At 41.3% G+C, this 23,017-nt stretch carries 19 protein-coding genes; 5 read left to right on the forward strand and 14 right to left on the reverse strand.

Annotation, left to right across the window (positions count from 1 at the left end; genetic code table 11):
- Positions 1 to 157 precede the first annotated feature (157 nt).
- Positions 158 to 655 (reverse strand): TlpA disulfide reductase family protein, encoded by a 498-nt coding sequence (locus ABZA00_RS05295; RefSeq protein ID WP_372881099.1) that lies wholly within the window; start codon positions 653 to 655, stop codon positions 158 to 160.
- A 452-nt stretch (positions 656 to 1,107) separates the two neighbouring features.
- On the opposite strand from ABZA00_RS05295, the gene pyrC reads away from it, so the two are divergent.
- Positions 1,108 to 2,139: a dihydroorotase gene (pyrC, locus tag ABZA00_RS05300; RefSeq protein ID WP_372881100.1), complete on the forward strand. Its 1,032-nt coding sequence runs from the start codon at positions 1,108 to 1,110 to the stop codon at positions 2,137 to 2,139.
- A gap of 91 nt (positions 2,140 to 2,230) precedes the next feature.
- Here pyrC and ABZA00_RS05305 read toward each other — a convergent pair whose 3' ends face one another.
- The gene (locus ABZA00_RS05305; RefSeq protein ID WP_372881101.1) at positions 2,231 to 2,830 is read right to left on the reverse strand and encodes a PhnA domain-containing protein; all 600 of its coding nucleotides are present in this window, start codon (positions 2,828 to 2,830) and stop codon (positions 2,231 to 2,233) included.
- Between the two features lie 408 nt (positions 2,831 to 3,238).
- Here ABZA00_RS05305 and ABZA00_RS05310 point away from each other — a divergent pair, with 408 nt between their 5' ends.
- On the forward strand, positions 3,239 to 4,387 hold the full coding sequence (locus tag ABZA00_RS05310; protein ID WP_372881102.1) for a methyltransferase: 1,149 nt from the start codon (positions 3,239 to 3,241) through the stop codon (positions 4,385 to 4,387).
- Between the two features lie 161 nt (positions 4,388 to 4,548).
- On the opposite strand, the gene ABZA00_RS05315 is transcribed toward ABZA00_RS05310, so the two are convergent.
- From ABZA00_RS05315 to ABZA00_RS05340, 6 genes are all read right to left on the reverse strand, one after another.
- Entirely contained in the window at positions 4,549 to 5,931 is a 1,383-nt protein-coding gene (locus ABZA00_RS05315) for a sodium-dependent transporter (RefSeq protein ID WP_372881103.1), read from the reverse strand.
- A gap of 285 nt (positions 5,932 to 6,216) precedes the next feature.
- Entirely contained in the window at positions 6,217 to 6,756 is a 540-nt protein-coding gene (locus tag ABZA00_RS05320) for a cell division protein ZapC domain-containing protein (protein ID WP_372881104.1), read from the reverse strand.
- Between the two features lie 51 nt (positions 6,757 to 6,807).
- The gene (gene pyrD, locus ABZA00_RS05325; protein WP_372881105.1) at positions 6,808 to 7,818 is read right to left on the reverse strand and encodes a quinone-dependent dihydroorotate dehydrogenase; all 1,011 of its coding nucleotides are present in this window, start codon (positions 7,816 to 7,818) and stop codon (positions 6,808 to 6,810) included.
- A gap of 109 nt (positions 7,819 to 7,927) precedes the next feature.
- Positions 7,928 to 8,716 carry a hypothetical protein gene (locus ABZA00_RS05330; protein ID WP_372881106.1) on the reverse strand — a complete coding sequence of 263 codons (789 nt, stop codon included), beginning with the start codon at positions 8,714 to 8,716 and terminating at the stop codon, positions 7,928 to 7,930.
- A 48-nt stretch (positions 8,717 to 8,764) separates the two neighbouring features.
- Entirely contained in the window at positions 8,765 to 9,478 is a 714-nt protein-coding gene (gene tsaB, locus ABZA00_RS05335; protein WP_372881107.1) for a tRNA (adenosine(37)-N6)-threonylcarbamoyltransferase complex dimerization subunit type 1 TsaB, read from the reverse strand.
- 57 nt (positions 9,479 to 9,535) lie between these two features.
- Positions 9,536 to 11,458, reverse strand: a complete 1,923-nt coding sequence (locus ABZA00_RS05340; protein WP_372881108.1) for an ATP-dependent DNA helicase — start codon at positions 11,456 to 11,458, stop codon at positions 9,536 to 9,538.
- A gap of 94 nt (positions 11,459 to 11,552) precedes the next feature.
- Here ABZA00_RS05340 and ABZA00_RS05345 point away from each other — a divergent pair, with 94 nt between their 5' ends.
- Both ABZA00_RS05345 and ABZA00_RS05350 read left to right on the forward strand, forming a co-directional pair.
- Positions 11,553 to 11,942 (forward strand): nitrous oxide-stimulated promoter family protein, encoded by a 390-nt coding sequence (locus ABZA00_RS05345; RefSeq protein WP_372881109.1) that lies wholly within the window; start codon positions 11,553 to 11,555, stop codon positions 11,940 to 11,942.
- Positions 11,943 to 12,028: 86 nt separating this feature from the next.
- The gene (locus ABZA00_RS05350; protein ID WP_372881110.1) at positions 12,029 to 13,378 is read left to right on the forward strand and encodes a DASS family sodium-coupled anion symporter; all 1,350 of its coding nucleotides are present in this window, start codon (positions 12,029 to 12,031) and stop codon (positions 13,376 to 13,378) included.
- A gap of 176 nt (positions 13,379 to 13,554) precedes the next feature.
- On the opposite strand, the gene ABZA00_RS05355 is transcribed toward ABZA00_RS05350, so the two are convergent.
- The 3 genes from ABZA00_RS05355 to zipA form a co-directional block, all read right to left on the reverse strand.
- The gene (locus tag ABZA00_RS05355) at positions 13,555 to 13,815 is read right to left on the reverse strand and encodes a DUF5062 family protein (protein ID WP_372881111.1); all 261 of its coding nucleotides are present in this window, start codon (positions 13,813 to 13,815) and stop codon (positions 13,555 to 13,557) included.
- A 215-nt stretch (positions 13,816 to 14,030) separates the two neighbouring features.
- The gene (ligA, locus tag ABZA00_RS05360; RefSeq protein WP_372881112.1) at positions 14,031 to 16,040 is read right to left on the reverse strand and encodes an NAD-dependent DNA ligase LigA; all 2,010 of its coding nucleotides are present in this window, start codon (positions 16,038 to 16,040) and stop codon (positions 14,031 to 14,033) included.
- Between the two features lie 77 nt (positions 16,041 to 16,117).
- Positions 16,118 to 16,999, reverse strand: a complete 882-nt coding sequence (gene zipA / locus ABZA00_RS05365; protein WP_372881113.1) for a cell division protein ZipA — start codon at positions 16,997 to 16,999, stop codon at positions 16,118 to 16,120.
- A 168-nt stretch (positions 17,000 to 17,167) separates the two neighbouring features.
- On the opposite strand from zipA, the gene cysZ reads away from it, so the two are divergent.
- Complete coding sequence (cysZ, locus tag ABZA00_RS05370) at positions 17,168 to 17,947, forward strand: sulfate transporter CysZ (protein ID WP_372881114.1); 780 nt, start codon at positions 17,168 to 17,170, stop codon at positions 17,945 to 17,947.
- A gap of 58 nt (positions 17,948 to 18,005) precedes the next feature.
- On the opposite strand, the gene ABZA00_RS05375 is transcribed toward cysZ, so the two are convergent.
- From ABZA00_RS05375 to pepN, 3 genes are all read right to left on the reverse strand, one after another.
- The gene (locus ABZA00_RS05375) at positions 18,006 to 18,485 is read right to left on the reverse strand and encodes a response regulator (RefSeq protein ID WP_372881115.1); all 480 of its coding nucleotides are present in this window, start codon (positions 18,483 to 18,485) and stop codon (positions 18,006 to 18,008) included.
- Between the two features lie 273 nt (positions 18,486 to 18,758).
- Complete coding sequence (locus ABZA00_RS05380; protein WP_372881116.1) at positions 18,759 to 20,174, reverse strand: DASS family sodium-coupled anion symporter; 1,416 nt, start codon at positions 20,172 to 20,174, stop codon at positions 18,759 to 18,761.
- Positions 20,175 to 20,310: 136 nt separating this feature from the next.
- Positions 20,311 to 22,953, reverse strand: coding sequence for an aminopeptidase N (pepN, locus tag ABZA00_RS05385; protein ID WP_372881117.1), 2,643 nt, complete (start codon positions 22,951 to 22,953; stop codon positions 20,311 to 20,313).
- Positions 22,954 to 23,017 lie beyond the last annotated feature (64 nt).

Below are 23,017 nucleotides of genomic sequence, written 5' to 3' on the forward strand. Positions count from 1 at the left end.
TGCCCGAAGGGGTCGGCTAAAAGCGTTTTACTCTTTGTTGCGAGGTATTTACTTAGAATGACTAAGCTACACACCTCGCGTCGCGATTAAAACGCTTTTATCTCGAACAAAAATTAACCGCGAAAGATCAACAGACCCTAAGGTCAGTAGTAAAAGTTCATTCACCTGCTGCCTTTTTTGTAGTCAGTTGCTCTAATAATTTCACAATATTTGCTTCATAGTTGGCAACTTCACTTTTTTTAAAACCAAGATGTTTATCGATTAACTGCCCTTCTCCGGAAAAAAGATAGGAGCTCGGCATAGCAGTAATTCTATATTGTTGCGCAAGCAGTCCTTTAGGATCAGAATAGAGCAGGAAATCGGCAGGATAACGTTTAACAAACTGCCTAGCATTGTTTACATCCCGGTCAAGATTAACCGCGATAATAACCAGTCCTTGATCCCGGTATTTAGCCTGCATCTCATTTAACCACGGAAATGACAAACGGCATGGTATGCACCATGATGCCCAAAAATCCAGATAAACCACCTTGTTTTGATACCCGGGCATATTAATTTCAGGTAACCATTGCTCACTGGTCGTTTGCCCGGCAACGCTTATGCCCGCATTCAATGAGGCTATTAAAATGGTAAGTATTCGCAAAAATCGGCTCATAACTGATTATTTCTTCTTTTAACTAATTGATTATACCAATTGGATTAATTAAATGATCTGTTTAGGCGTCAGGAAAAATAAATGAAAGCGAGGCATTGATTGCAGTAACTAGTTGCTCTAATTGCAAAATCAATAACAAAGACTAAAACGTAGTTTTATGTCTAGCTAGCATTTATTTTAACAAGCATAAATGATCAGATAATTAATCTGATTGGTATTACTCCAGTATGACGTGGAAATATCAAGCTTTCCTTAGAAAATGCTTAGTTGCTGGCGATATTCTTCAAAACATTGCAAAATTGTGAAGATGTTCAACCGCTAACCTCTGTTATGTCTTGCACAAGTTAAAGGTAACGACCGTCATGTCTTCCTAAGCAGGAAATGAAAAGTAAATTTGCCTTTAGTTCACTGCTTGATACTTGTAATATAGTTAAAACTGAACGGAGATAATCATGACGACCACAATCACAATAACCCGCCCGGACGACTGGCATTTGCATTTACGCGATGGTGATGTATTAATTGATACTGTACGCGACACGAGCCGTTATATGGGCCGGGCTATTATTATGCCCAACCTTGTTCCCCCGGTAACGAATACAGAATTGGCACTTGCTTACCAGTCAAGAATTTTGGCAGCAAAACCCAAAGCTAGCTTCACCCCCCTAATGACCTTGTATTTAACAGATAACACCACTGCTGATGAGATAAAAAAAGCCAAAGCATCTGGTCAAATTTTTGCGGTTAAGTTATATCCCGCCGGTGCAACGACCAACTCAGATTCAGGTGTTAGCTCCATTGAAAAAATTAAAGAGCCACTGCTTGCCATGCAGGAAGTCGGTATGCCGCTGCTGATCCACGGTGAGGTCACTAGCAATGATATCGATATTTTTGACCGTGAAGAGGTTTTCTTAAAAACCGTGCTTGCCCCAATCGTTGCAACTTATCCAAATCTGAAAGTAGTACTGGAACATATCACTACAGCGAATGCCGTTGAGTTTGTTAATAATGCTGGCAACAATGTAGCAGCAACCGTTACCGCCCACCATTTAATGTTTAACCGTAACCACATGCTGGTAGGCGGTATACGCCCGCACTTTTATTGTTTACCTATTTTAAAGCGTAATATTCACCAGCAGGCATTAATCAAAGCGGTGACCAGCGGCTCTAAGAAATTCTTTTTAGGGACAGATTCTGCGCCACATGCAGTAGATCGTAAAGAATCAGCTTGTGGTTGTGCGGGATCTTATACCGCTCACGCAGCGATTGAGTTATATGCAGAAGTATTTGCCCAGGCCGATGCATTAGACAAACTGGAAGCATTTGCCAGTTTTAATGGTCCGGATTTTTATAACCTGCCACGCAATAAGGATACTATTACCCTTGAGAAATCAAGCTGGGATGTGCCTGCAACGATGAGTTTTGGTAATGATCAGGTCGTGCCGATCAAAGCCGGAGAAAAAATGAGTTGGAAAGTTCTTTAACTTCTGATAGCAAAAAATGTCCCTTACCATCAGCTATCCATTGATGGTAAGGGAAGTTAACTTTTTATCTGTAACGAATGGCAGCTTACAGCTATTTTTCGTTAAGTGCGGCAGGCATCTTCTTGATGTATTGCGTTAATAATACAATGCGTACGCCATTAACACGGCCTTCAATATGCTCCGGATTATCCGTTAAAGAGATATTACGCACCGGTGTGCCGCGTTTAGCGGTAAAGTTAGCCCCTTTCACTTCCAGATCTTTAATTAAAGTAACATTATCACCGGCAGCTAAAACGGCACCATTTGAATCACGTGTGGGCGCAACCTCTTCAATTTGATCTTCAGCAACGTTGTAATCAGCCCATGCTTTGGTTTCATCTTCCATATACATCATATCTATCAAGTCCTGCGCCCAGCCTTCACTCTTAGCAAGACGCGTTAACATACGATAAGCAAGCACCTGAACGGCCGCTACCTGACTCCACATACTGTCATTCAGGCAGCGCCAGTGGTTACTGTCCATTGCAGTATTTTTAGTGATTTGTGATGCGCAGGTATCACAAACTAAAACAGCTTTATCTGAGTTAGGCTCAGCGACTGGCGGGACTTCAAAAATAGATAAGTTAGAAGTACTTGCACAGAGTTCACAAGCAGAGTTACTACGCTCCAATAAGGCGGTTTTAATTGGCATAATTTAGTCCTGTAAATAAGGGGGAATTTAAGATGGCGCTATTATGCCTATCTTTAGGCACAAAAAAAAGGTGGATTAAATATTAACAGAGCTGCATAACTAACCTCAGTTCTGAATAATGGACTCGTAATTTCCTTTAATATCAACATAGTAAAGGTTTGTATTATACAGTGCTGTTAGCTTTGTGTAATTCAAGGCAAATCATCGAAGCAAAGCTGGCTATGGGGAGATGATTTAACGCAGAAATACGCGAAAATAACGCTGCTGTATCTATTTGCTTAGCCAGAATTGAGGTTAACTATTTATAAAATCGACTATTTTACTTACAGGTAACAATATAGCTTACCTATTGGGCCGGTTCAGGCTAAAATGCTTGTTTTTACAATTTAAAAGCACTGAGCAAATCCTATGAATGAAACACTGAACATTGCAGAGCAAAATCTGGTACTGCATCGTCACCCAAGAATTAAAAATGAAACTTTACAAGCATGGGATTCTGCCGATGAATACCTTATTAATTATTTTTATGAAAATGAACTGCACAAACAGCTTGCTGAAAATGAACAAATATTACTTCTTAATGACGGCTTCGGCGCACTAGCATGTTATTTTCAGAATTTCCAACGTACGGTTGTTTCAGACTCTTATTTATCAATTAATTCCATTAAGCTGAATATGCAGCGTAATCGCTGCTCTGAAGAAAATGTCCTTTTACAGGATAGCCTGCAGCCCTTTCCTGAAAATACAAAAATTGTATTGATTAAAATACCGAAAACACTTTCCTACCTTGAATATCTATTGCAGCAATTACAGTCAGTATTAACTTCCGAGACGATCGTTATCGGTGCGGGTAAAGTCAACCAGATTCACAATTCAACGCTGGATCTGTTTGAAAAATATATAGGTACAACAAAAACCTCATTAGCGAAAAAGAAATCACGTTTAATATTCAGCTTACCTGAAGCAAAAGAGCAAGTTGAAAAAGAGATAGCCCTTACCTGGGAAATTGAGAAACGCGGCTGGAAAATTCATAACCATGCCAATGTATTTTCTCGTAACCACTTGGATATTGGCGGCCGCTTCCTGATGGATAATCTGCCGGAAGGTGATTTTTCTAAAATTGTCGATCTGGGTTGCGGCAACGGTATTATCGGTATGGCCGCCGCCGTCGCCTACCCGCAAGCACAAATCACCTTTATCGATGAGTCTTATATGGCAATCGATTCCGCGCGCATCAATATGCTCAAAAATTTGCCCGAAGAGCAAACTGAAAATGCTCGATTTGTGGTGAACAATGGCCTAGTCGGTTTCAAACCTCGTACATACGATTTGATTTTGTGTAACCCGCCTTTTCATCAGCAACACGCCATAACAGATCAGATTGCCTGGAGTATGTTTAACGATGCACACTTCTGTTTAGTGGATCACGGTGAGTTAATAATCGTTGGAAATCGTCACCTTGACTATCAGGACAAACTAAAACGTATTTTTGGTAACTGTGAATTAGTCAGCGAAAACAAAAAGTTTGTTATTTTACGTGCCGTCAAAATGAGTTAATTTAAAAAAGCTTAAACAGAGCAACTCGATGAGTTGCTTTTTTTTTGCCTGAAATAAAAAAACCGCTTAGTTTTCACTAAACGGTTTTTCCGTGCCTGAAACGGCTAACCGGGGTGCAGCTTCATGAAGCTTAAGCTGCTCCGAGAAATAAACCTGTTAAATTAAAACAGACCTATTGAGTTAGCGAAGACAAACAGGATACCTAATGGAGCAACGTAGCGTAACAGCACTAATACGATAGAGAAGTGCTGATCAGATAGATTGAACTCTTCTTTCAAAATTTCTGGTTTAATCACCCAACCGGCAAAGATTGAGATCAATAAGCCGCCAAGCGGCAATAGGATATTCGCAGTAATGTAATCTAAGAATTCAAAAATATCACCGCCCATACCGAAGGACAATTTGGTCCATTCTGCGCCGGCAAAGGAGTAAATGCTGCATAAACATAAAACCCAAACGGCAGCTCCGGCAACGACGGCGCCTTTAGTACGACTCATATTTTGGCGTTCAACCAAATAAGCTGTTGGCGACTCAAGCAGCGCAATAACAGAGGTGAATGCAGCAAAGACTACCATTACAAAGAATAACGTACCAACAAAGTCACCGAAAGGCATAGAGCCAAAGGCAATAGGAATCGTTTGGAACAACAGGCCTGGTCCGGCGCTCGGCTCTAACCCATTAGCAAATACAATTGGGTAAATAGCTAAGCCTGCAATCAATGCAACAATTGTATCGGCAATGGCGATCATGATAGATGTTTTAACAATGGAAACATCTTTAGGCAGATATGCTCCGTAAATCATCATAATACCCATCGCTAAACTCAGGGTAAAGAATGCATGACCCAATGCCACTAATACACCTTCTATAGTCAATTGAGAAAAATCAATATGGAACATAAAATTAAAGGCAGAAGCAAAATCACCAACAACGGCTGAGTAGAACATAATACCTAGAAGCAGTAGCAGTAAAGCCGGCATTAAATAAGTAATGGCATTTTCCAGGCCGTCTTTCACGCCTTTTGAGATCACGAAAACAGCAGCAGCGATGGTTAGGCTTGACCAGAGAAGCAGTTGTGGTGCACTGGTTATTAAATTGGTAAATAATGCACCGATTGTTTCTGCATTGGTTGCAGGGTCAGCCGCAGCAGCACTGAACTCACCACTGCCGGCAAAAAATACGTAAGCCACTGCCCAACCGGCAATAACCGCATAAAAACTTAAGATTAAAAATCCCGCAGTCACACCCATTGTGCCGATAATCGACCAATGAGATGAACGGCCTGACTCAGTTGCAACATGCGCTGCAGCGTTGGCAGGTGTTGAACGCCCGCGCTTACCAATCACAGCTTCAGCCATCAATACCGGTATGCCGATAAAGAATATACATAAGAGATAAACAAAAACGAACGCACCGCCGCCATTTTCGCCCATGATATATGGAAATTTCCATAGGTTGCCGAGTCCGACGGCAGCACCCGTCGCAGCTAAAATGTACGAGTATCGATTTGACCATCGATTCGAAACATGTGTGTCAGTGTTCATTTAAATCCTTGAGGTATAATTAAAATAGTTGCCTTTATAGCCAAAACACATAATAAATTCAAGTATATAAAAAGTGTAATTAAAGCAAATAAATACATAAAAATAGTCATTAGCAGACTATAAAAGCACAAAAGAAGCAATGATTCATATTATTATGCATATTTAGTGGTTTTTTATTCAAAATCAACCACAGCAAAAACAGGGAGAAAAGCACCAGAAATGCAAGCAAAGCAACTTCAATAATGGCGGCTTTACCTACAGTTGCAGAATTGTTGTTCGCTTATATTATGATTTTTTTGCCGCTATTTTATCATGGGCGACTTTAACAATCTGAAACTGGTTAAAAGTCCGGCAGGGTGTCAATGCGTGGGATTTCTCAACCAGCATACATAAGAGAAAATCATCGCTATTATCTAACACAAAATAGGTTTTTGCCTGTTTAACAGCGGATGATATTAATATTACATGATCGCCCCGGGCGCTCTGATACGGCTTACCCGGATGCGAATCAAACAACCAATTTTTCGGCATGATAGGTTTGTGAAATAACCTAACGGCCAGTATATGCAGAATAAGCTTACATCTGAATGCCGGAGAATATGCATCTAATGCGGGATCTTCAAAAAAATCAATATAACAGGCAACATCTTCAATGGTAAAAAACACCGGCTTATCAAATTGATATGTCAGCATTGAGCTTTTATAGCTAATATCTACAGCACTGTTACCCATATCCAGGGTTAACGTCGCTCTGCTTTGATCAAATAGCCAATGCCAATTTGCCTGCGGTCTGAAATCAACAAGTGGATACGCCGGTTTACACAAAGTCATTTACCTGATATTGCGGCTCTGCACAAACAGAGCCGGAGAAATAGTTTAAATATAGTTTACAATATTTTTAACCAGTTTGGGGCCATGATAGATAAAACCTGTATAAATTTGTACCAGACTTGCCCCCGCTTGTATTTTTTCTTTCGCAGCACTGACACTGTCGATGCCACCAACACCAATAATCGGAATCTCTCCTTTTAATAACGCGGCAAATTTTGTTATTACAACAGTGCTCTTATTTTGCAGAGGACGACCGCTTAGACCACCAGCTTCGCCCGCATGGGACATACCTTTGATCATTTCGCGATCCAGGGTGGTATTGGTTGCGATCAAACCGTCGATTTTATATTTCAATAATGAGTTAGCGATACTTTCAATCTCCTGATCACTAAGATCCGGTGCAACTTTCAGGGCAAGCGGCACATATTTATCATATTTAGCTGCGAGTTCGCTTTGACGTGTTTTTAGTGCATCCAATAATTCATCCAGTGCTTCACCGTACTGTAATGAACGTAATCCGGGGGTATTCGGTGATGAAATATTTACCGCAATGTAACCGGCGTGTGGATAAACTTTATCCATACATAATAAGTAATCATTTTTACCTTCTTCAACAGGTGTGGAGAAGTTTTTTCCGATGTTAATACCAATAACACCTTTATAATTGCTGTCCTGTACATTCTTAATTAAATTATCAACCCCGTCGTTGTTAAAGCCCATGCGGTTAATAATACCCTCTGACTCCAATACTCTGAATATTCTTGGGCCTTCATTACCGGGCTGCGCAACAGGTGTTACTGTTCCCACTTCAATATGACCAAAACCAATTGCACCGAAGGCATCAATGCACTCCCCATTTTTATCCAGACCGGCGGCCAGACCGATTGAATTCGGAAATGTCAATCCCATCACCTCTACAGGTCTGTGCTGTACTTTCTGGCGATAAAAAAGATCCAAAAGGGTTCCATGGGTCAATTTAAACTGTTTCATTGAAACATTATGTGCTTTTTCTGGATTTAGCATGAACAAAAAACTACGTATAATTCGATAAAACATATGCAAGACCTTTAATTTAAAGTGGAAATTTACTGTTGTATTTATTGTACCGTTTATCTGTTAAACGGAAACTATAAAATTCTTGAATTCAATTATTTAGTGTAATTAATTATTTAAGTGTAATACTTTGGTATCCCTGCAGGCGTACCCGCCAACCATTTAGCCAGTGCAATTCGTCCTTAGGGGAATTTTTAACGCGGCGGGTGAGTACTTCATCAGCGGATAAGGCAAAAACACGCAAAACATTATCGTAGTCAAGGGGCATGGTTAATAATACCTGCTTTAATCCCCATCCCTGTCCCTGATATCGTTCTTTTAACGACACCCCCTCACCTTTAAAGTTAATGTAATCCAATAAAACAAAAAGGCCTTCAGGCGTAGCGGTTAAGCGGGCGAGTTGATAATGGATAACTTTTTTTTCCGTTGCATCGCTATCAGCTAATATTAACGGAATGCCGTTTTCCAGACGTTTGATAATAAACTGTACTTGTAAATCAAGGTGTTTACTTAATAAAAGCCTTAGTTCAGTGAGTTGTGCCTGATCAAACTCGCGATAAAATTGTTCACGGTTTTTCCAAGGAGCTGACTCACTTTGTGCAAGCCATTGCGGTAAAACAACTCCCTGTTTTTTGAAATATTGTAATAATTCAGGAAATTGTTCTTTAAATGGGCCTTTTTTAGCATTGGGATACCAAATAAAATGCCCTAGACCTAATGATGGGAAATCTTCATTTTGATTCCAGGTTGTCAGATGCTGCAGTTTTTGCTGCCCTTCATTTTTCCAGATAAGCTGCCCCAATGCATCAGCTTGGACAGGCGTTAAATTAATCGGGTAAGGCTGACTATTAACATAAAAACTGCTCAATAATAAACCGGCAATAAAAATCAAGCGCAACATCAAACCTTCCTTAAACCAATAACAAACGAAAGCATCATTGAATAAACTTTATTCACGTCCAGGCAGTTTTTTCCAGGTGACTTTATCCCGTAAGTAAACTGCACTGGCTGATTCAGGTGCAATATCCAGTGACTTATTGACACTGTCAACGACCTGGTCAAGCATAAACCGTGCGTTGGGAAAATCGATCTCTATTTTTTTAGCATCTTTGAAGTATTCGCTTAATTCCGGATAAGCCGCCCAGCCGGTACCCACTAACACAGCATTTTCAGCAACCTCTATCTGCTCTGCCAGCAGATCCTCGGGTTTAATAACCACTTCCGTATCAACCAACACCATTAACGCCCCTTCCAGGCGATAATATGCAAAATAAACTTCGCCCATACGCGCATCAATTGCAGCATACACATCTTCAGCCGTACACATAGCAAATGCCTGTTGTGCCATCGCCTGCAATGTCGAAACGCCGACCATGTTTTTATCAATACCGAAAGCGAGTCCCTGGGCAATACTGATACCTATGCGGACGCCGGTAAAACTGCCCGGTCCCCGGCCATAAGCAATAATATCAATAGCCGATAAATTTATCCCGGACGACTCTAATACCTGCTCGACAGCAGGCAGAATCTTTGCCGTATGCTCACGGGGTGCGAGCATAAACTGTTCGCTAATCTTCTGCTCGGTCGCTGTCTGGCGAAGCAGGGCAACGGAACAGGCTTCGGTTGAAGTATCTATACATAAAATATTTAACTCTTTGGACATATTTGGCCTATCTTTATCGGGTCACATTACCAGCTTGGTTGCTGGATTGAGGAAAAATCAATCAATGGTCTTTAAAAAATCTATCGCATTTTCTACACTGCGGGTGCGCGGCATGCAAGGTAAACTATTAAGAAACAGATTACCATAGTTACGTGTCACCAAACGCGTATCGCAAACGATCAAAACCCCTTTGTCCTGCTCAGCTCGAATCAGCCGCCCCACCCCCTGCTTAAAGGTGATAACCGCCTGAGGCAGCTGTACTTCGGAAAAGGGATCTTTACCTTTTAACTGCGCATCTTCCATGCGCGCTTTTAATAGCGGTTCATCGGGAGCGGTAAAGGGAATTTTATCAATAATCACACAGGATAAAGTCTGTCCGCGTACATCCACCCCTTCCCAAAAGCTACCGGTGGCCACCAACAACGCATTACCATGGCTGACAAACTCGTCAAGCAGTGCCTGCTTACTTTTTTCTCCCTGCAATAATACCGGCAGGGTTAATATTTGCCGAAAGCCCGTTGCCAGCTGATTCATCATGGCATGGCTGGTACATAAAAAGAAACAACGCCCTTTACTGGCGCGGATAACAGGTGCTAATTCTTTTATTAATTTCTCGGCCAAACCGGGTGTTCCCGGTTCGGGCAGTAACCGTGGTACTACAAATAAAGTCTGTTTAGCGTAATCAAAGGGGCTGCTCAGCTGTAGGCACTGACTGTCCTGCAGCCCCAGTAACTCGGTAAAATGGCTGAACTGCCCCTGCACGGACAGGGTTGCCGAAGTAAAGATCCAGCTTGCCTGTTTTTTATCACATTCTGATTGAAAACGCTGAGCAACACTTAATGGGGTGATGTTTAATGAAAAATGTTGTTTTGTACAGTCAAACCAGTAGCTGAAGCCGGTTTCATTAACGCTGTTTAGTTTTTTAAACAGTAAGGTGAATTGTGTCAGCCGTTCAAAACAATGATCCAGCACTTCACTTTTGCCTAATCGGGCAAGGATCACTTCGTTTAAAAAATCCATCACCTGCAGGACACGCTGAACATGCAGCTGCATCACCCGCTGTTTCGATTTCTCCCGCCAACTGCCGGTGCCTTTTTCCATGGCAAAGGCCATGCGGAAATCCAACACACTTAAACGTAATTGCTCGGCGGCCTTGGACATCTGTTTAGCTTCCCGAAGCTCGGTGCGGTAGACGAAGTCTATCTCTTTGGCAAGCTCAATCAGCTGCCGGCTCGACAGAGATTCACCAAAATATAAACTGGCGATATCCGGCAGTTGATGCGCTTCATCAAAGATATAAACGCCCGCTTCCGGCATCAATTCTCCAAATCCGGTTTCCTTGACCGCCAGATCAGCAAAAAACAGATGATGATTGATCACCACGAGATCCGCATCCATCGCTTTTTTACGCGCTTTTACAATAAAACAATCATCGAAACTGGGACACTCCCGTCCTAAGCAGTTGTCATTATTACTGGTAATGGCCGGAATAATAAGTGAGTCTTCGGCAAGATCTTTGACCTCTGCAAGATCACCGGTTTTACTTGCAATGGACCAGTTTTTTATTTTTATCAGCTCGATTTGCAGTGCTTTATCTTTATGTTTACTTTCCAGCATAAAACGATTGAGACGTTCATTGCACAGATAGTTGCTGCGCCCTTTTAACAAGGTCACAGAGCCGGTAAAGTTCGTCGCTGTTATTAATAAGGGTAAGTCTTTTACAAAGAGCTGTTCCTGTAACGCTTTGCTGCCCGTAGAAATGATAATTTTTCCCGAGGTGCCTTTATCAAAAGTTAATAACGCGGGTGCTAAATAAGCAAAGGTTTTTCCTGTCCCCGTTTCCGCCTCGACCACCAGGCGCTGTTTATTTTTAATCGTCAAAGCGACGGCTTCAGCCATTTTGACCTGAGCATCCCGGGAGATAAAAAAAGGCAGTTTTTTACTTAAGGCACCTGAGGCGGAAAAAAAAGATGAGATCAAAGTTAAGGACTCTTAAATAAAAAATGGGTTATTGCCTGTATTCTACGTGAATTAAAAGTATGATTGTAGCTCAATCAACAAACTGTGATTTCATATGGATAAAGCGCATTATTTACCGGCAAATTTGGGTTTAGAATTTAAAACCATCAAAGCGATGGTTAATATTTATTGTAAAGCACATCATTCTTGTAAAGATCAACAACCACCTTGTTTAAAATGTGCCGAATTTATCCTGTACGCCAATGAAAAATTGGACCGGTGCCCTTACGGACAAAACAAACCGACCTGCAATAAATGCCCTATCCATTGTTATAAAAAAGAGCAGCGCGAACAGGCACGCGCCATTATGCGTTATGCCGGACCGCGTATGCTGTTTAAACACCCTATTCTGGCTATAAAACATCTGTTAGCAGAAAGACGCCCGGTACCCACCAGCGTGCCGGACAGAGCCTCAAATCGTCGTAGTCGAAAATCCCAACAATGATAAGTCTTTTATTCCTCCTTTTTCTCCATAGATGCCATGATCAAGTCTAAAGTTATAGCTGTGTATTCCTTTTGCGGATTAGAAAGATGGATAATAATCTTGGTAAAATATTATTCTCTGTTGCTTGCGCTTACCTGCTCTATTTTATCGCCGTTATTTGGCTGGTTCCCCTTCAGGCAACTGCACTGGCATTAATCTGTTTATTAGTTATTTTATGGAGTAATAGTGCGTTACCGCTGGGAGTGGTTTCATTACTACCGATAATTCTCTTTCCTGCTTTTGATCTTTTATCCACCAACGATGTCACGCGTAACTACAGCGAATCAACTATTTTTTTGTTTATCGGCGGGTTTTTAATAGCGATTGCGGTTGAAAAAACTGCACTGCATAAAGTCATCGCCAATAAAATATTAACGGTTTTTGCAAACACAATAACGGGTATGATCTATGCCCTTGCCTTAACCGCAGGTTGTCTCAGCGCATTTTTATCTAATACCACCAGTTGCCTGTTATTACTCCCGCTGGCACTGTTTTTGACTGAAGATGAGGGGCTAAAAAAACGCTTCGCATTAGCGATCTGTTACGGAACCAGTATTGGCGGCATTATCACTCCGATCGGCACACCCCCTAATTTGATTCTCTTTGGGCTACTCGGGCAGTTCGATTTAAAAAGCATCCCATTTATACAATGGGTTTTATTGGTGTTCCCCCTGGCATCAATTCTGTTTATATTTCTTGGCTGGGTACTTTCATGGGGAACAAAGCACAAACAGTTGGTGATACGGCAAACTAAACCGCAAGGGAATCTGAGCGCGGAGCAAAAAAAAGTAACAGCTGTCCTGCTCCTTTTAATCGTATTGCTTTTTATCAACTCGCCAATACAACCCTACTATGACGGGTTAGGTTTAAATGAAAAAGGCATTTTATTGTCGGCAGGATTAATCCTGTTTCTTCCGCCCCTGAATATCCTTAACTGGTCAGACAGCAAAAAAATTCCTTTTGAAATTCTGTTTTTATTTGGCGCCGGATTTTCTATTGCCCATGTTTTCACTACTTCAGGTTTAGCCGAGCAGTTAGCTTTTTTTCTGCAGACTTTTAGTCAGTTACCAACAATCCTATTGATTCTTTTGATCGCTGCGCTGGTCACCTTCACAACGGAAATAACCAGCAATACCGCGCTTATTTCCATGATATTGCCGGTTATTTACGCTCTCGGTCAGCAAAATGGCTTAGATACAAGATTGTTAATGATGACCGCAACTGTCTGTGCCAGTTATGCGTTTATGCTGCCCATTGCGACACCGCCAAATGCGATTGCCATGAGCTGCGGTGCTGTTGATGTGAAAAGTATGATTCGCTATGGTTTTTTATTAAATCTCTTTGCAATACTGCTGATTTCTATTTTCTCTTATAGCTACTGGCGCTTTTTTATTTAGGACTGTATAGAAAAAACGGATAACAGTTTCTGTAATAAAAACGGTCATTGAATTTTCCAAATTTAATTCAAGACCGTTTTATTAAAAGACAATTGCAGCCGCAGGTTTATGTTCAATTAACCTTACGGTTCCCCTGATGCAAAAAATCCCCCCGGAAAAAATGGCAATAATTCTGCTTATTGCAACAAAGAGTGATCCGGCGGTAGATGTTTGCTTATCCAGAGCACCAGTTTATGGCGAATATTAACCGATGTTTCCTGATCTTTTGCTAATGGCGAAACCAGTTTATCCTGCACTAATAAACGGTAAATACACTCCTGTTTATCCTTAGCTGAAGTGGTACCATCTATACCGGCATAACCGCGTTTTAATGCGTATGCAGCCCCTAACTTGATTGCATGTTGTAATAATTGAGATTCATTTTTAATTTTTTTCATCGAGTCACCCAATGTTATTAATGCCCTGGACGTAAAGCCCCTTCACAGTCAATATATCTTTAAAGCTCATCACCTCCGCTTTTATTTTACAAACTTCAAATACAACAAGCCGTGACCTGTCCTGTAATTATGAAAGCAATATATACCCATGTTATTTCAATATGCTTTGTCATCTTGAAGTCTCATGGGGATACAGGCAGGGCCAGTCTTTTATTTTATTGCTTATATTTTGCCAGCAGTGCTGATAAAGCCGCTTCATCCAAAATATCGATACCGAGATCTTGCGCTTTAGTCAGCTTTGATCCGGCTGCCTCGCCGGCGACAACTGTGCCCGTCTTTTTAGAAACACTACCGGCAACCTTTGCGCCTAAAGCCTGCAATGCATTTTTAATATCAGTTCGGGATAGACTGGCAAATGAACCGGTGATCACAAAGGTTTGTCCCAATAATGGCTGCTGTTGTTGTTCAACCGCTTTTATCTCCGGCCAGTGGATCCCGGCTGCAAGCAATTTATCCAATACCTCAATATTGTGCGCCTGGCGGAAGAAATAATAAACATGTTTAGCAACAATATCGCCCACATCAGCAACCTTTTTAAGATCTTCAACCTCCGCCTTTTTAACCGCTTCAAGGGTTTGGTAATGGTTGGCTAAATTATTTGCAGTCGCTTCACCGACCTCCCGGATACCTAAAGAATAAAGAAAACGAGCCAGTGTGGTTTGTTTACAAATTTGCAGCCGGTTAATCAACTTTTTAGCGGATACTTCGCCCATTCGAGGTAACGATGCGAGCTGCTGCGCCGTCAGGTTAAACAGATCCGCAGGATGTTCGATCATTTTTTGATCCACTAACAATTCGACAATTTTATTGCCTAATCCATCAATATCTAAGGCTTTACGGGAAGAGAAATGTTTAATTGCTTCTTTGCGCTGCGCTTCACAATACAGCCCGCCGCTGCAGCGTGTTACTGCCTCACCTTCAATACGCTCCAGCGAACTTTGGCAAACAGGACAAACTGTTGGAAAGAGTATCTCACGTGTTGTCCCGGGATCGCGTTTATCTGTTAAAACACGCGCAACTTGAGGAATCACATCCCCCGCGCGGCGTACCACAACTTGATCGCCAATTAAAACGCCTAAACGTTCTATTTCATCTTTATTATGCAGCGTGGCATTGGACACGGTCACGCCGCCAACAAAGACAGGTTTCAGTTTTGCAACGGGAGTAATTGCACCGGTGCGCCCAACCTGAAATTCGACATTTTCAACAACAGTGACCGCTTCTTCTGCAGGAAACTTATAAGCCGTTGCCCAGCGCGGCGCTCTTGCTACAAAACCTAAACGCTCCTGCAAAGCAATATCATCAACTTTATAGACCACACCATCAATTTCGTAGGCTAAAGCGGCACGTTTTAACTGCATGTTCTCATAATAAGCCTGACATTCTTGTTTACCGATAATGCGCTTAACTTCCTCTGAAACCGGTAAACCCCAGCCTTTTAACTGCTGGATACGCTCAAATTGACTGCCCGCCAAATCGCCTTCGAAAACACCCACACCATAACAATAAAAAGCTAACGGACGGCTGGCCGCAATTTTAGAGTCTAATTGCCGTAAACTGCCCGCGGCAGCATTACGCGGATTGACAAAGGGCTTTTCACCCGCGGCAAGCAAACCTTCATTGAGTTTGTTAAACCCCGCTTTCGGCATAAACACTTCGCCGCGCACTTCCAGCAAAGGCGGTATATTCTGCCCGCGCAGTTTTAGTGGCAGGTTGGCAATGGTTTTTACGTTTTCAGTAACATTCTCACCGGTTTGCCCATCACCACGTGTGGCCGCCTGCACTAATAATCCGTTTTCATAAATGATACTTGCCGCCAGACCGTCCAGCTTGGGCTCGATACAAAAAGCGCATGATTGATCAGAGCGCTCAATCGCCCGCTGTATAAAATCAGATAATGCCTGTTCGGCAAAAACATTATCTAAACTGAGCATAGGTATGCGATGGGTCACTTGTTCAAACTTACTTAATGCCAAACCACCAACTTTTTGCGTGGGAGAATTGACATTTACGTATTCAGGGTGTGCTTTTTCCAGGGCCAGTAACTGCTGAAATAAACGGTCATATTCACTGTCCGGTACACTCGGATGATCCTGCACATAATATTGATAATTATACTCTTCCAACAATGCTGTTAATGTTTGTATCTGTTTTTCTGTACTCATCTGTTTACCATATTTTTATTTTTCTTATAAAAAAACCCCGTAAAACGAGGTTTTATCTTACCACCAGCTTTTTAGCTCTAAACATAACGCATTAAACGTTTATGATCATCTCTAAATTGCTGCTCAGTAAAGGGTTCTCTGTTTTCATTTAATACCAGGCACTCAAATTCGTCGGTCATCTGCTGAACAGCAGTGAGCATCAAATCAAAGGCCTCTTTGACATTAATTTCCGGATTTGGCGCGACAACGAAGAAGGATATTCCCTCAGAGACAAATTGTTCCATATTATCAGGATCAAACACCCCCGGCGCCATCATATTGGCAATACTGAATAAAATAGGACCAGTCCCATCGGAGTTTAAATGACGATGAAAAAAAGCATTCTCACCAAATCTAAATCCAGAGGTTATGAAAAACTGCAATATCTCAGAGCCGCGTATCTGCGTTCCCTCTTTTGCAACAACATTGAAAACAAACACGTCCTCAGGCGCATTTTTTTGAGCCTCAGTGATAGATTGTCTCTTCTCCTCAGAATCAGTTTCCCCCTCCTGCTTTAAGGTAACAATTTTGCCCTGGCTATCAGCTTCCTGTCGTTCGAAAGAGTGTTCCCCTGAAAAGGTATCAAGGTCAGCATCGGAGAATCTGCCATCTGCACACTCCTGTTCATCAAAATCATCCTGTTCGCCGAAATTAATCGTTTCCATATCCTGATCATCTAATACTTTGGAAAAATCAATCTCATCCTGTTCATATTCCTCTCGCGGATGAGTGAACTCTAAATCGTCAATAATACCATTTTCAATACCGTGATTATTTTCTTTTTGTGAGGCGATCTTAGCCGCATGTTGTTTTTCTAAAAGCGCGGCTTTTTCTTTACGACTGATAAAATACCCATGAATTAATACTGCGCCAATGGCAAGTAAACCGATAAAAATAAGGATGGACTGAAAATGCTGCATGGTAAGTTCTCTTGATTGCAAGTATATATTTAGAAACTGTTAAACTACCCTGATTATAGTAATGCGTCTATAGATTGGCGTTTTTTTTTATTAAAACTGTTACACATTTTATACAAAGCGATTTTTTTTAGTTAGAATATTTTTCACGATAACTTAACAGAGTCAATCATGATCCAACAGCACCTCATAAAACAGCCCCTTTCCGGCTTAGGATACCTCCTTAAAGGAACAAAATTGCTCAGCCATCCTAAATTGCGCGTTTTTGTTTTAATTCCTCTGCTGATTAATATCATCATTTTTGCCAGCGCCTTTTGGTTTCTGTTCAGTACTATTATGCAATGGGTAGACAGTTATATCACAGGTCTACCGGAATTTTTAAGCTGGCTGAGCTATCTTTTCTGGCCCATATTGATTTTTACCATATTATTTGCTTTTACATTTGTGTTTGCCACCGTAGCCAATTTAATTGCCGCCCCTTTTAATGGTTTATTAGCAGAAAAAACGGAATTTTTATTAACCAACCAGTCCGCTGGCGATAGTGGTTTAAGCGATCTGCTTAAAGATTTACCGCGTATATTCAAGCGGGAATTACAAAAACTGGCTTATTTTTTACCGCGAATGCTGTTTTGCGGTGTATTGTTTTTTATCCCGGCGTTCGGGCAGATAGTGGCTCCTTTCATCTGGTTTGTATTTGCCGGCTGGATGATGGCCATACAGTATGCGGATTTTCCATTTGATAACCACAAAATTTCTTTTGCAACAATGAAAACCTCCCTGAAACAGCGTCCGGGGAAAAACCTGACTTTTGGTATGCTGGTGAGTTTTTTGACTACCATCCCGATCATAAACTTTTTTATTATGCCCATTGCGGTCTGCGGGGCGACCGCTTTCTGGGTAGATTTATACAAAGATGAATTAACCGGCCAGGAGATAAGCGCAAACAGATAATCAAAAACCACACTGTTTAACAATAAACAGTGTGGTTAAGACACAAATGCAGAGCAAATCAGGCTTGATTGAGCATCCTATACAGAGTGGTTGAATCAAGTTTTTCTATAAAGGGCTCATAATCAATCCCTTTTTCGAGAATAAACTCAGTGACCAACTCTTTTACCATCTGCAGCAATTCATTTGGATCCCACACTTTTTCCAGGAAATTATCCAGTTTGGCATTGTTAATTGCCCTGATAGTATCTGCTTGTGTTGCCAGGCCGGTTAGCAGTAATTTTTTGGTTCCTAGAAAACGACTATCCTGGGCCACTTCAGTGAGTAACTCAACACCTGATTTCTCCGGCATAATATGATCCGAGATAATCAATGCGACATATTCCTGCTGCGCATCGAACTCTTCTAATAACTCTAAACACTCAAAAGCAGATTCACATTCTTCAATGTTAAACATGTCACTAAAGTACTCAAGATCACGACTGACCGATTCTAATACTTCACGTTCATCATCAACACAAATAATATTGATTTTATCCATTTTGTCTCCCCTGGCACCTCAAATTAACACGTAATGACTTATACCAATCTGACTAATTATCTGCCCATTTATACTTGTTAAAATAAATGCCAGCTTCGTTATTGATTTGATTCAGAACGCCCTGTTCTTCACCACTTTATGGCCAGCTAAAGCTGTTCAAAATCGTTCCATTCGATTTTGTGCTATTAGAATAACTAGTAACTGCAATCAATGCCTTACTTTCATTCATTTTTTCTTACGCCTAAACAGATCACTTAATTAATCAGTTTGATATTATCCGATAAAATGACTTTTATTAAGAATGTACAACATTGCATAAGCGATGAGTACACCGACAATACCGAGAATAACACCGATTTTTGCCATCTGTTTTGTTTCAATATTACCCGATGCGTAAGCAAGGGCATTAGGCGGTGTACTGATAGGTAATGACATGCCTAAGGATGCGGCAAAAGTAACCCCCAGAATTAATACCACCTCTCCACCATAAGGTAGTAATGATTGCATCGATGCTCCCAGCGCAGCAACTAACGGCAGTAGTAAGTTTGCCGCCGCCGTGTGAGAGATAAAGTTAGCCATAACTAAACATAATACAGAAGCGCCAGTTATCAATAATAGAGGGTGGAAATTGGCAAAAGGTATTGCAGCAACTGCATTTTTAGCCAGACCTGATTCATCAAGTGCGACACCTAATGCAATACCACCGGAGACAAGCCATAACACATCCCAGGATATCCTCTTTAAATCATCTTTGTTAATAATCTTAAATATCACAAACACTGCAACAGGGATTAAAGCGACAACGTAGGAGTTCATGCCGTGAATATCGCCCATTAGCCATAATAAAATAGTCAGGATAAAAGTGACATAAACTGTGATCGCTTTTGGCGTTTTTAAAAACTTGCCTTTAATAGTCAGGTTTATCTGCTCTGTCGATGTCGGGAATAATTTAATCAATAATAACCAGGCAATGAATAACAGCACTGCCACAAAGGGTACACCAAAGACCATCCACTGCCCGAAAGAAACACTGTTTTCATTCACCAAATACTTCAATGCGATGGCATTAGGCGGTGTGCCAATGGGGGTTGCTATACCGCCTATATTCGCAGCAATAGGGACAGATAATGAAAAAGCAACCTTGCCTAAATCCTGTTTTGCAAGTAAAGCAATAACCGGTGCTAAAATTGACAACATCATCACTGTGGTTGCCGTATTACTCATAAACATGGAAAAGATGGCGGTTATTATCATCAATCCGAGCATCACATATTTAGGGTTAGTGCCGAAAGGTTTCAATAATACACGGGCGAGGTTAATATCTAACCTGTATTTAGTGGCCGCCATTGCCAAAAAGAAGCCGCCTAAAAAAAGCATAATAATCGGAGAGGCAAAGGTTGCCATAATGGTTTTATGGCTGATTAAATGCCCTAAATCCGGGCTCGCAGTTTTGGCAAACCACAGGCCCTTATCGGAAATTAACAACAGCTCAGAAACAATAATGACTACCGAGGTCGCGAAAATAGGTATCGGCTCCAATATCCAGCAGAGTGTTGCCATAGCAAAAATAGCAATCACACGTTGCTCCACCGATGTCAGTCCGACGATAGCAAAACTATCACTTGGCAACAGCAGGATAATGAGCGGGATAATAACCGGCAAGATATACTTTAAGTTTTTAATTATCATAGTGTTAACTTTTCATTTTAAATAAAATGATTGTCTACTAACCCTGATAAAAAAAAGTGAATCAGATCACTTACAAATAAAAAAGCCTTTTTGAATATGCAAAAAGGCTTTGTGGATCACTTTACGAGGTAGATTTTTACTGTGCTAATGCTTTGCTTACTTTTTCATACAGATCTATCGCTAAATCATCAATTTCAAGCAAACGGTTTAACTGTTCTTTGATTAAACTTTTACGATTTTCATCCAAACGTTTGAACTGAATTAAAGGTGTAATCAAACGCGCGGCAACCTGCGGATTCTGCTTGTTTAATTTGATTAACTGCTCAGTTAAGAAGCGGTAACCACTGCCATCCTGCGCGTGGAAATGATAAGGGTTGTGTTGTGCGAATCCGCCGACCAATGAACGTAATCGATTCGGATTATTGAAATCAAAACTGCGATGATTAAACAGAGCCTGGACATTATCCAATACACCGGGATGATCCACACTGGCCTGCAGCACAAACCATTTATCCATCACCAGGCCATTAGCAAACCACTTATTTTCAAAATCCTGCATTACACTCTCACGACATGCAAGCAACGCACTGTTGGCTGCCACTAATGCCGCTAAATGATCGGTCATGTTATTACAGTTATTAATCTGCTTTTGCACCAACTCATCAGCCAGACCGGGATCTGCTTTAGCTATAAACAGTAATGCAAGATTCGCCAGTTTACGCTTGGCAATATTCTCAACATCAGGCGTATACTCACCGGACACCTGATGGTTATGATAAACACTGACAAACTCATTGTGTAAACAAACAGCCAGCTGTTTGAGCATAAATTCACGCGCCAAATGCAGCGATTCAATATCAACCTTATCAAACAACTCCATTGCCCCGCTTTCCGTGACAAACTCGAACATATCTGCAATCAGAGAGGGATCTAGCTGTTCGTTTAATAATACCGTCCTGAACCCCTCTATAAACAGTTCGGGCAGCTGCATCTCCTTTTGCTGCTGGGTACATGCCACATTTTTAACCAGATACTTATTAAATAGGGTCTGCCCTGCATCCCAACGCGAAAACTCATCACTGGCGAAATTAACCAGATGTAAAAGTTGCTGATCTGTATAGCCATATTGATATTTAACCGGTGCAGAAAAACCGCGAAATAGCGAAGGAACCGGTTTTTCACTGACGTTATCAAACACAAAAGTCTGCTCGCTGTGAGTTAAACTCAGTATCTTGCTGGTTTTATTATCACCTAAATTCAGAGCCTGACCAGTTTCACCTAATAATTCAATATCAACGGGAATATGCAGTGCCTGTTTTATTTTTTGATCAGCCGTTGGCGGCGTTTTCTGCTTAAAGGTAATTTGATAACTGTTTTTATGCTCATCAAAATAATCGCTGACATTCACCTGCGGCGTACCCGACTGAGAGTACCAGCGTTTAAACAAACTCAAATCAATGTTACTGGCATCCTGCATAGCGGCGATAAAATCATCACAGGTAACAGCTTGTCCATCAAAACGTTCAACGTACAACTGCATGCCCTGCTGAAAAGCTGTCTCGCCTAATAGGGTATGCAGCATGCGGATCACTTCCGAGCCTTTTTCATACACGGTCAGGGTGTAAAAGTTATTCATCTCCATGACCGAAGCCGGACGAATAGGATGTGACATAGGGCCTGCATCCTCAGCAAATTGATGATTACGCAAGGTTTTAACATTGGCAATACGATTGGCACTGCGGCTGCCGAGATCGGAACTGAACTCCTGATCACGGAAAACGGTTAAGCCCTCTTTCAGACTTAACTGGAACCAGTCACGGCAAGTGATGCGGTTACCTGTCCAGTTATGAAAATATTCATGCCCTATTACAGCTTCAATACCCAGATAATCCTGATCCGTTGCACTTTCTGAATTAGCCAGAACAAATTTAGAGTTAAAGATATTCAAGCCTTTGTTTTCCATCGCACCCATATTGAAAAAATCCACGGCAACAATCATATAAATATCTAAATCATATTCCAGATTAAAGCGCTGTTCGTCCCATAACATCGATTTTTTCAAAGAAAGCATGGCGTGAGCCGTTTTATCTAAATTACCCTGATCAACAAACAGTTCCAGCGCAACTTGACGGCCGCTTTTTGTGGTGAAGGTATCTTTTAAACAGTCAAATTGACCGGCAACTAACGCAAAAAGATAAGCCGGTTTAGGGAAAGGATCGGCCCAGCTGACCCAATGACGGCCATTTTCCAGATCGCCCTGGTCAACGCGGTTACCATTTGATAACAGATAGGGATATAAAGATTTATCGGCACTTATTTTGGTGGTAAATTTAGCCATCACATCGGGGCGATCTAAATAATAGGTGATGCGGCGAAAACCTTCGGCTTCACATTGCGTACAAAAAGCACCGCCTGACTTATATAAACCTTCGCAGGAGCTATTCGCCAACGGGTTGATTTCCGTATGAATTTCCAGCGTAAATGTCTGCGGCAGATTAAATAACTCTATGCCGCCTTCAACTAACTGATAATCCTGATGGGCATTACCATCAACAAGCAGCTTGTTAAGCTGCAACTGTTCACCAAATAAAAACAGGGGTTTATCCAGGGCTGATACACGTGACACTGCGCTCACCGCGATAACCTGAGTATTGCTGTCATAAAGCGCAAACTCCAGATCGATACTTTTTATTTCATAATCGGAAACTTGATAGTCTGAAAGATGTTTTTCTTTAGGATTATTTTCTACTGTATTTTCGTTCGAGGAAATTTGACTCATTGTAAGGCACTCTTTTTACGACTCATTGATAACACTAATATACAAGAACGCTCAGAGAATGCTA

The sequence above is a fragment of the Psychromonas sp. genome (genome assembly GCF_041586535.1).
GTDB lineage: Bacteria > Pseudomonadota > Gammaproteobacteria > Enterobacterales > Psychromonadaceae > Psychromonas.

Excerpts from the sequence above, each read along its gene's own strand:
- ABZA00_RS05295 (WP_372881099.1), bottom strand. The coding sequence starts at position 655 with ATGAGCCGATTTTTGCGAATACTTACCATTTTAATAGCCTCATTGAAT.
- pyrC (WP_372881100.1), top strand. The coding sequence starts at position 1,108 with ATGACGACCACAATCACAATAACCCGCCCGGACGACTGGCATTTGCAT.
- ABZA00_RS05305 (WP_372881101.1), bottom strand. The coding sequence starts at position 2,830 with ATGCCAATTAAAACCGCCTTATTGGAGCGTAGTAACTCTGCTTGTGAA.
- ABZA00_RS05310 (WP_372881102.1), top strand. The coding sequence starts at position 3,239 with ATGAATGAAACACTGAACATTGCAGAGCAAAATCTGGTACTGCATCGT.
- ABZA00_RS05315 (WP_372881103.1), bottom strand. The coding sequence starts at position 5,931 with ATGAACACTGACACACATGTTTCGAATCGATGGTCAAATCGATACTCG.
- pyrD (WP_372881105.1), bottom strand. The coding sequence starts at position 7,818 with ATGTTTTATCGAATTATACGTAGTTTTTTGTTCATGCTAAATCCAGAA.
- ABZA00_RS05330 (WP_372881106.1), bottom strand. The coding sequence starts at position 8,716 with ATGTTGCGCTTGATTTTTATTGCCGGTTTATTATTGAGCAGTTTTTAT.
- tsaB (WP_372881107.1), bottom strand. The coding sequence starts at position 9,478 with ATGTCCAAAGAGTTAAATATTTTATGTATAGATACTTCAACCGAAGCC.
- ABZA00_RS05345 (WP_372881109.1), top strand. The coding sequence starts at position 11,553 with ATGGATAAAGCGCATTATTTACCGGCAAATTTGGGTTTAGAATTTAAA.
- ABZA00_RS05350 (WP_372881110.1), top strand. The coding sequence starts at position 12,029 with ATGGATAATAATCTTGGTAAAATATTATTCTCTGTTGCTTGCGCTTAC.
- ABZA00_RS05355 (WP_372881111.1), bottom strand. The coding sequence starts at position 13,815 with ATGAAAAAAATTAAAAATGAATCTCAATTATTACAACATGCAATCAAG.
- ligA (WP_372881112.1), bottom strand. The coding sequence starts at position 16,040 with ATGAGTACAGAAAAACAGATACAAACATTAACAGCATTGTTGGAAGAG.
- zipA (WP_372881113.1), bottom strand. The coding sequence starts at position 16,999 with ATGCAGCATTTTCAGTCCATCCTTATTTTTATCGGTTTACTTGCCATT.
- cysZ (WP_372881114.1), top strand. The coding sequence starts at position 17,168 with ATGATCCAACAGCACCTCATAAAACAGCCCCTTTCCGGCTTAGGATAC.
- ABZA00_RS05375 (WP_372881115.1), bottom strand. The coding sequence starts at position 18,485 with ATGGATAAAATCAATATTATTTGTGTTGATGATGAACGTGAAGTATTA.
- ABZA00_RS05380 (WP_372881116.1), bottom strand. The coding sequence starts at position 20,174 with ATGATAATTAAAAACTTAAAGTATATCTTGCCGGTTATTATCCCGCTC.
- pepN (WP_372881117.1), bottom strand. The coding sequence starts at position 22,953 with ATGAGTCAAATTTCCTCGAACGAAAATACAGTAGAAAATAATCCTAAA.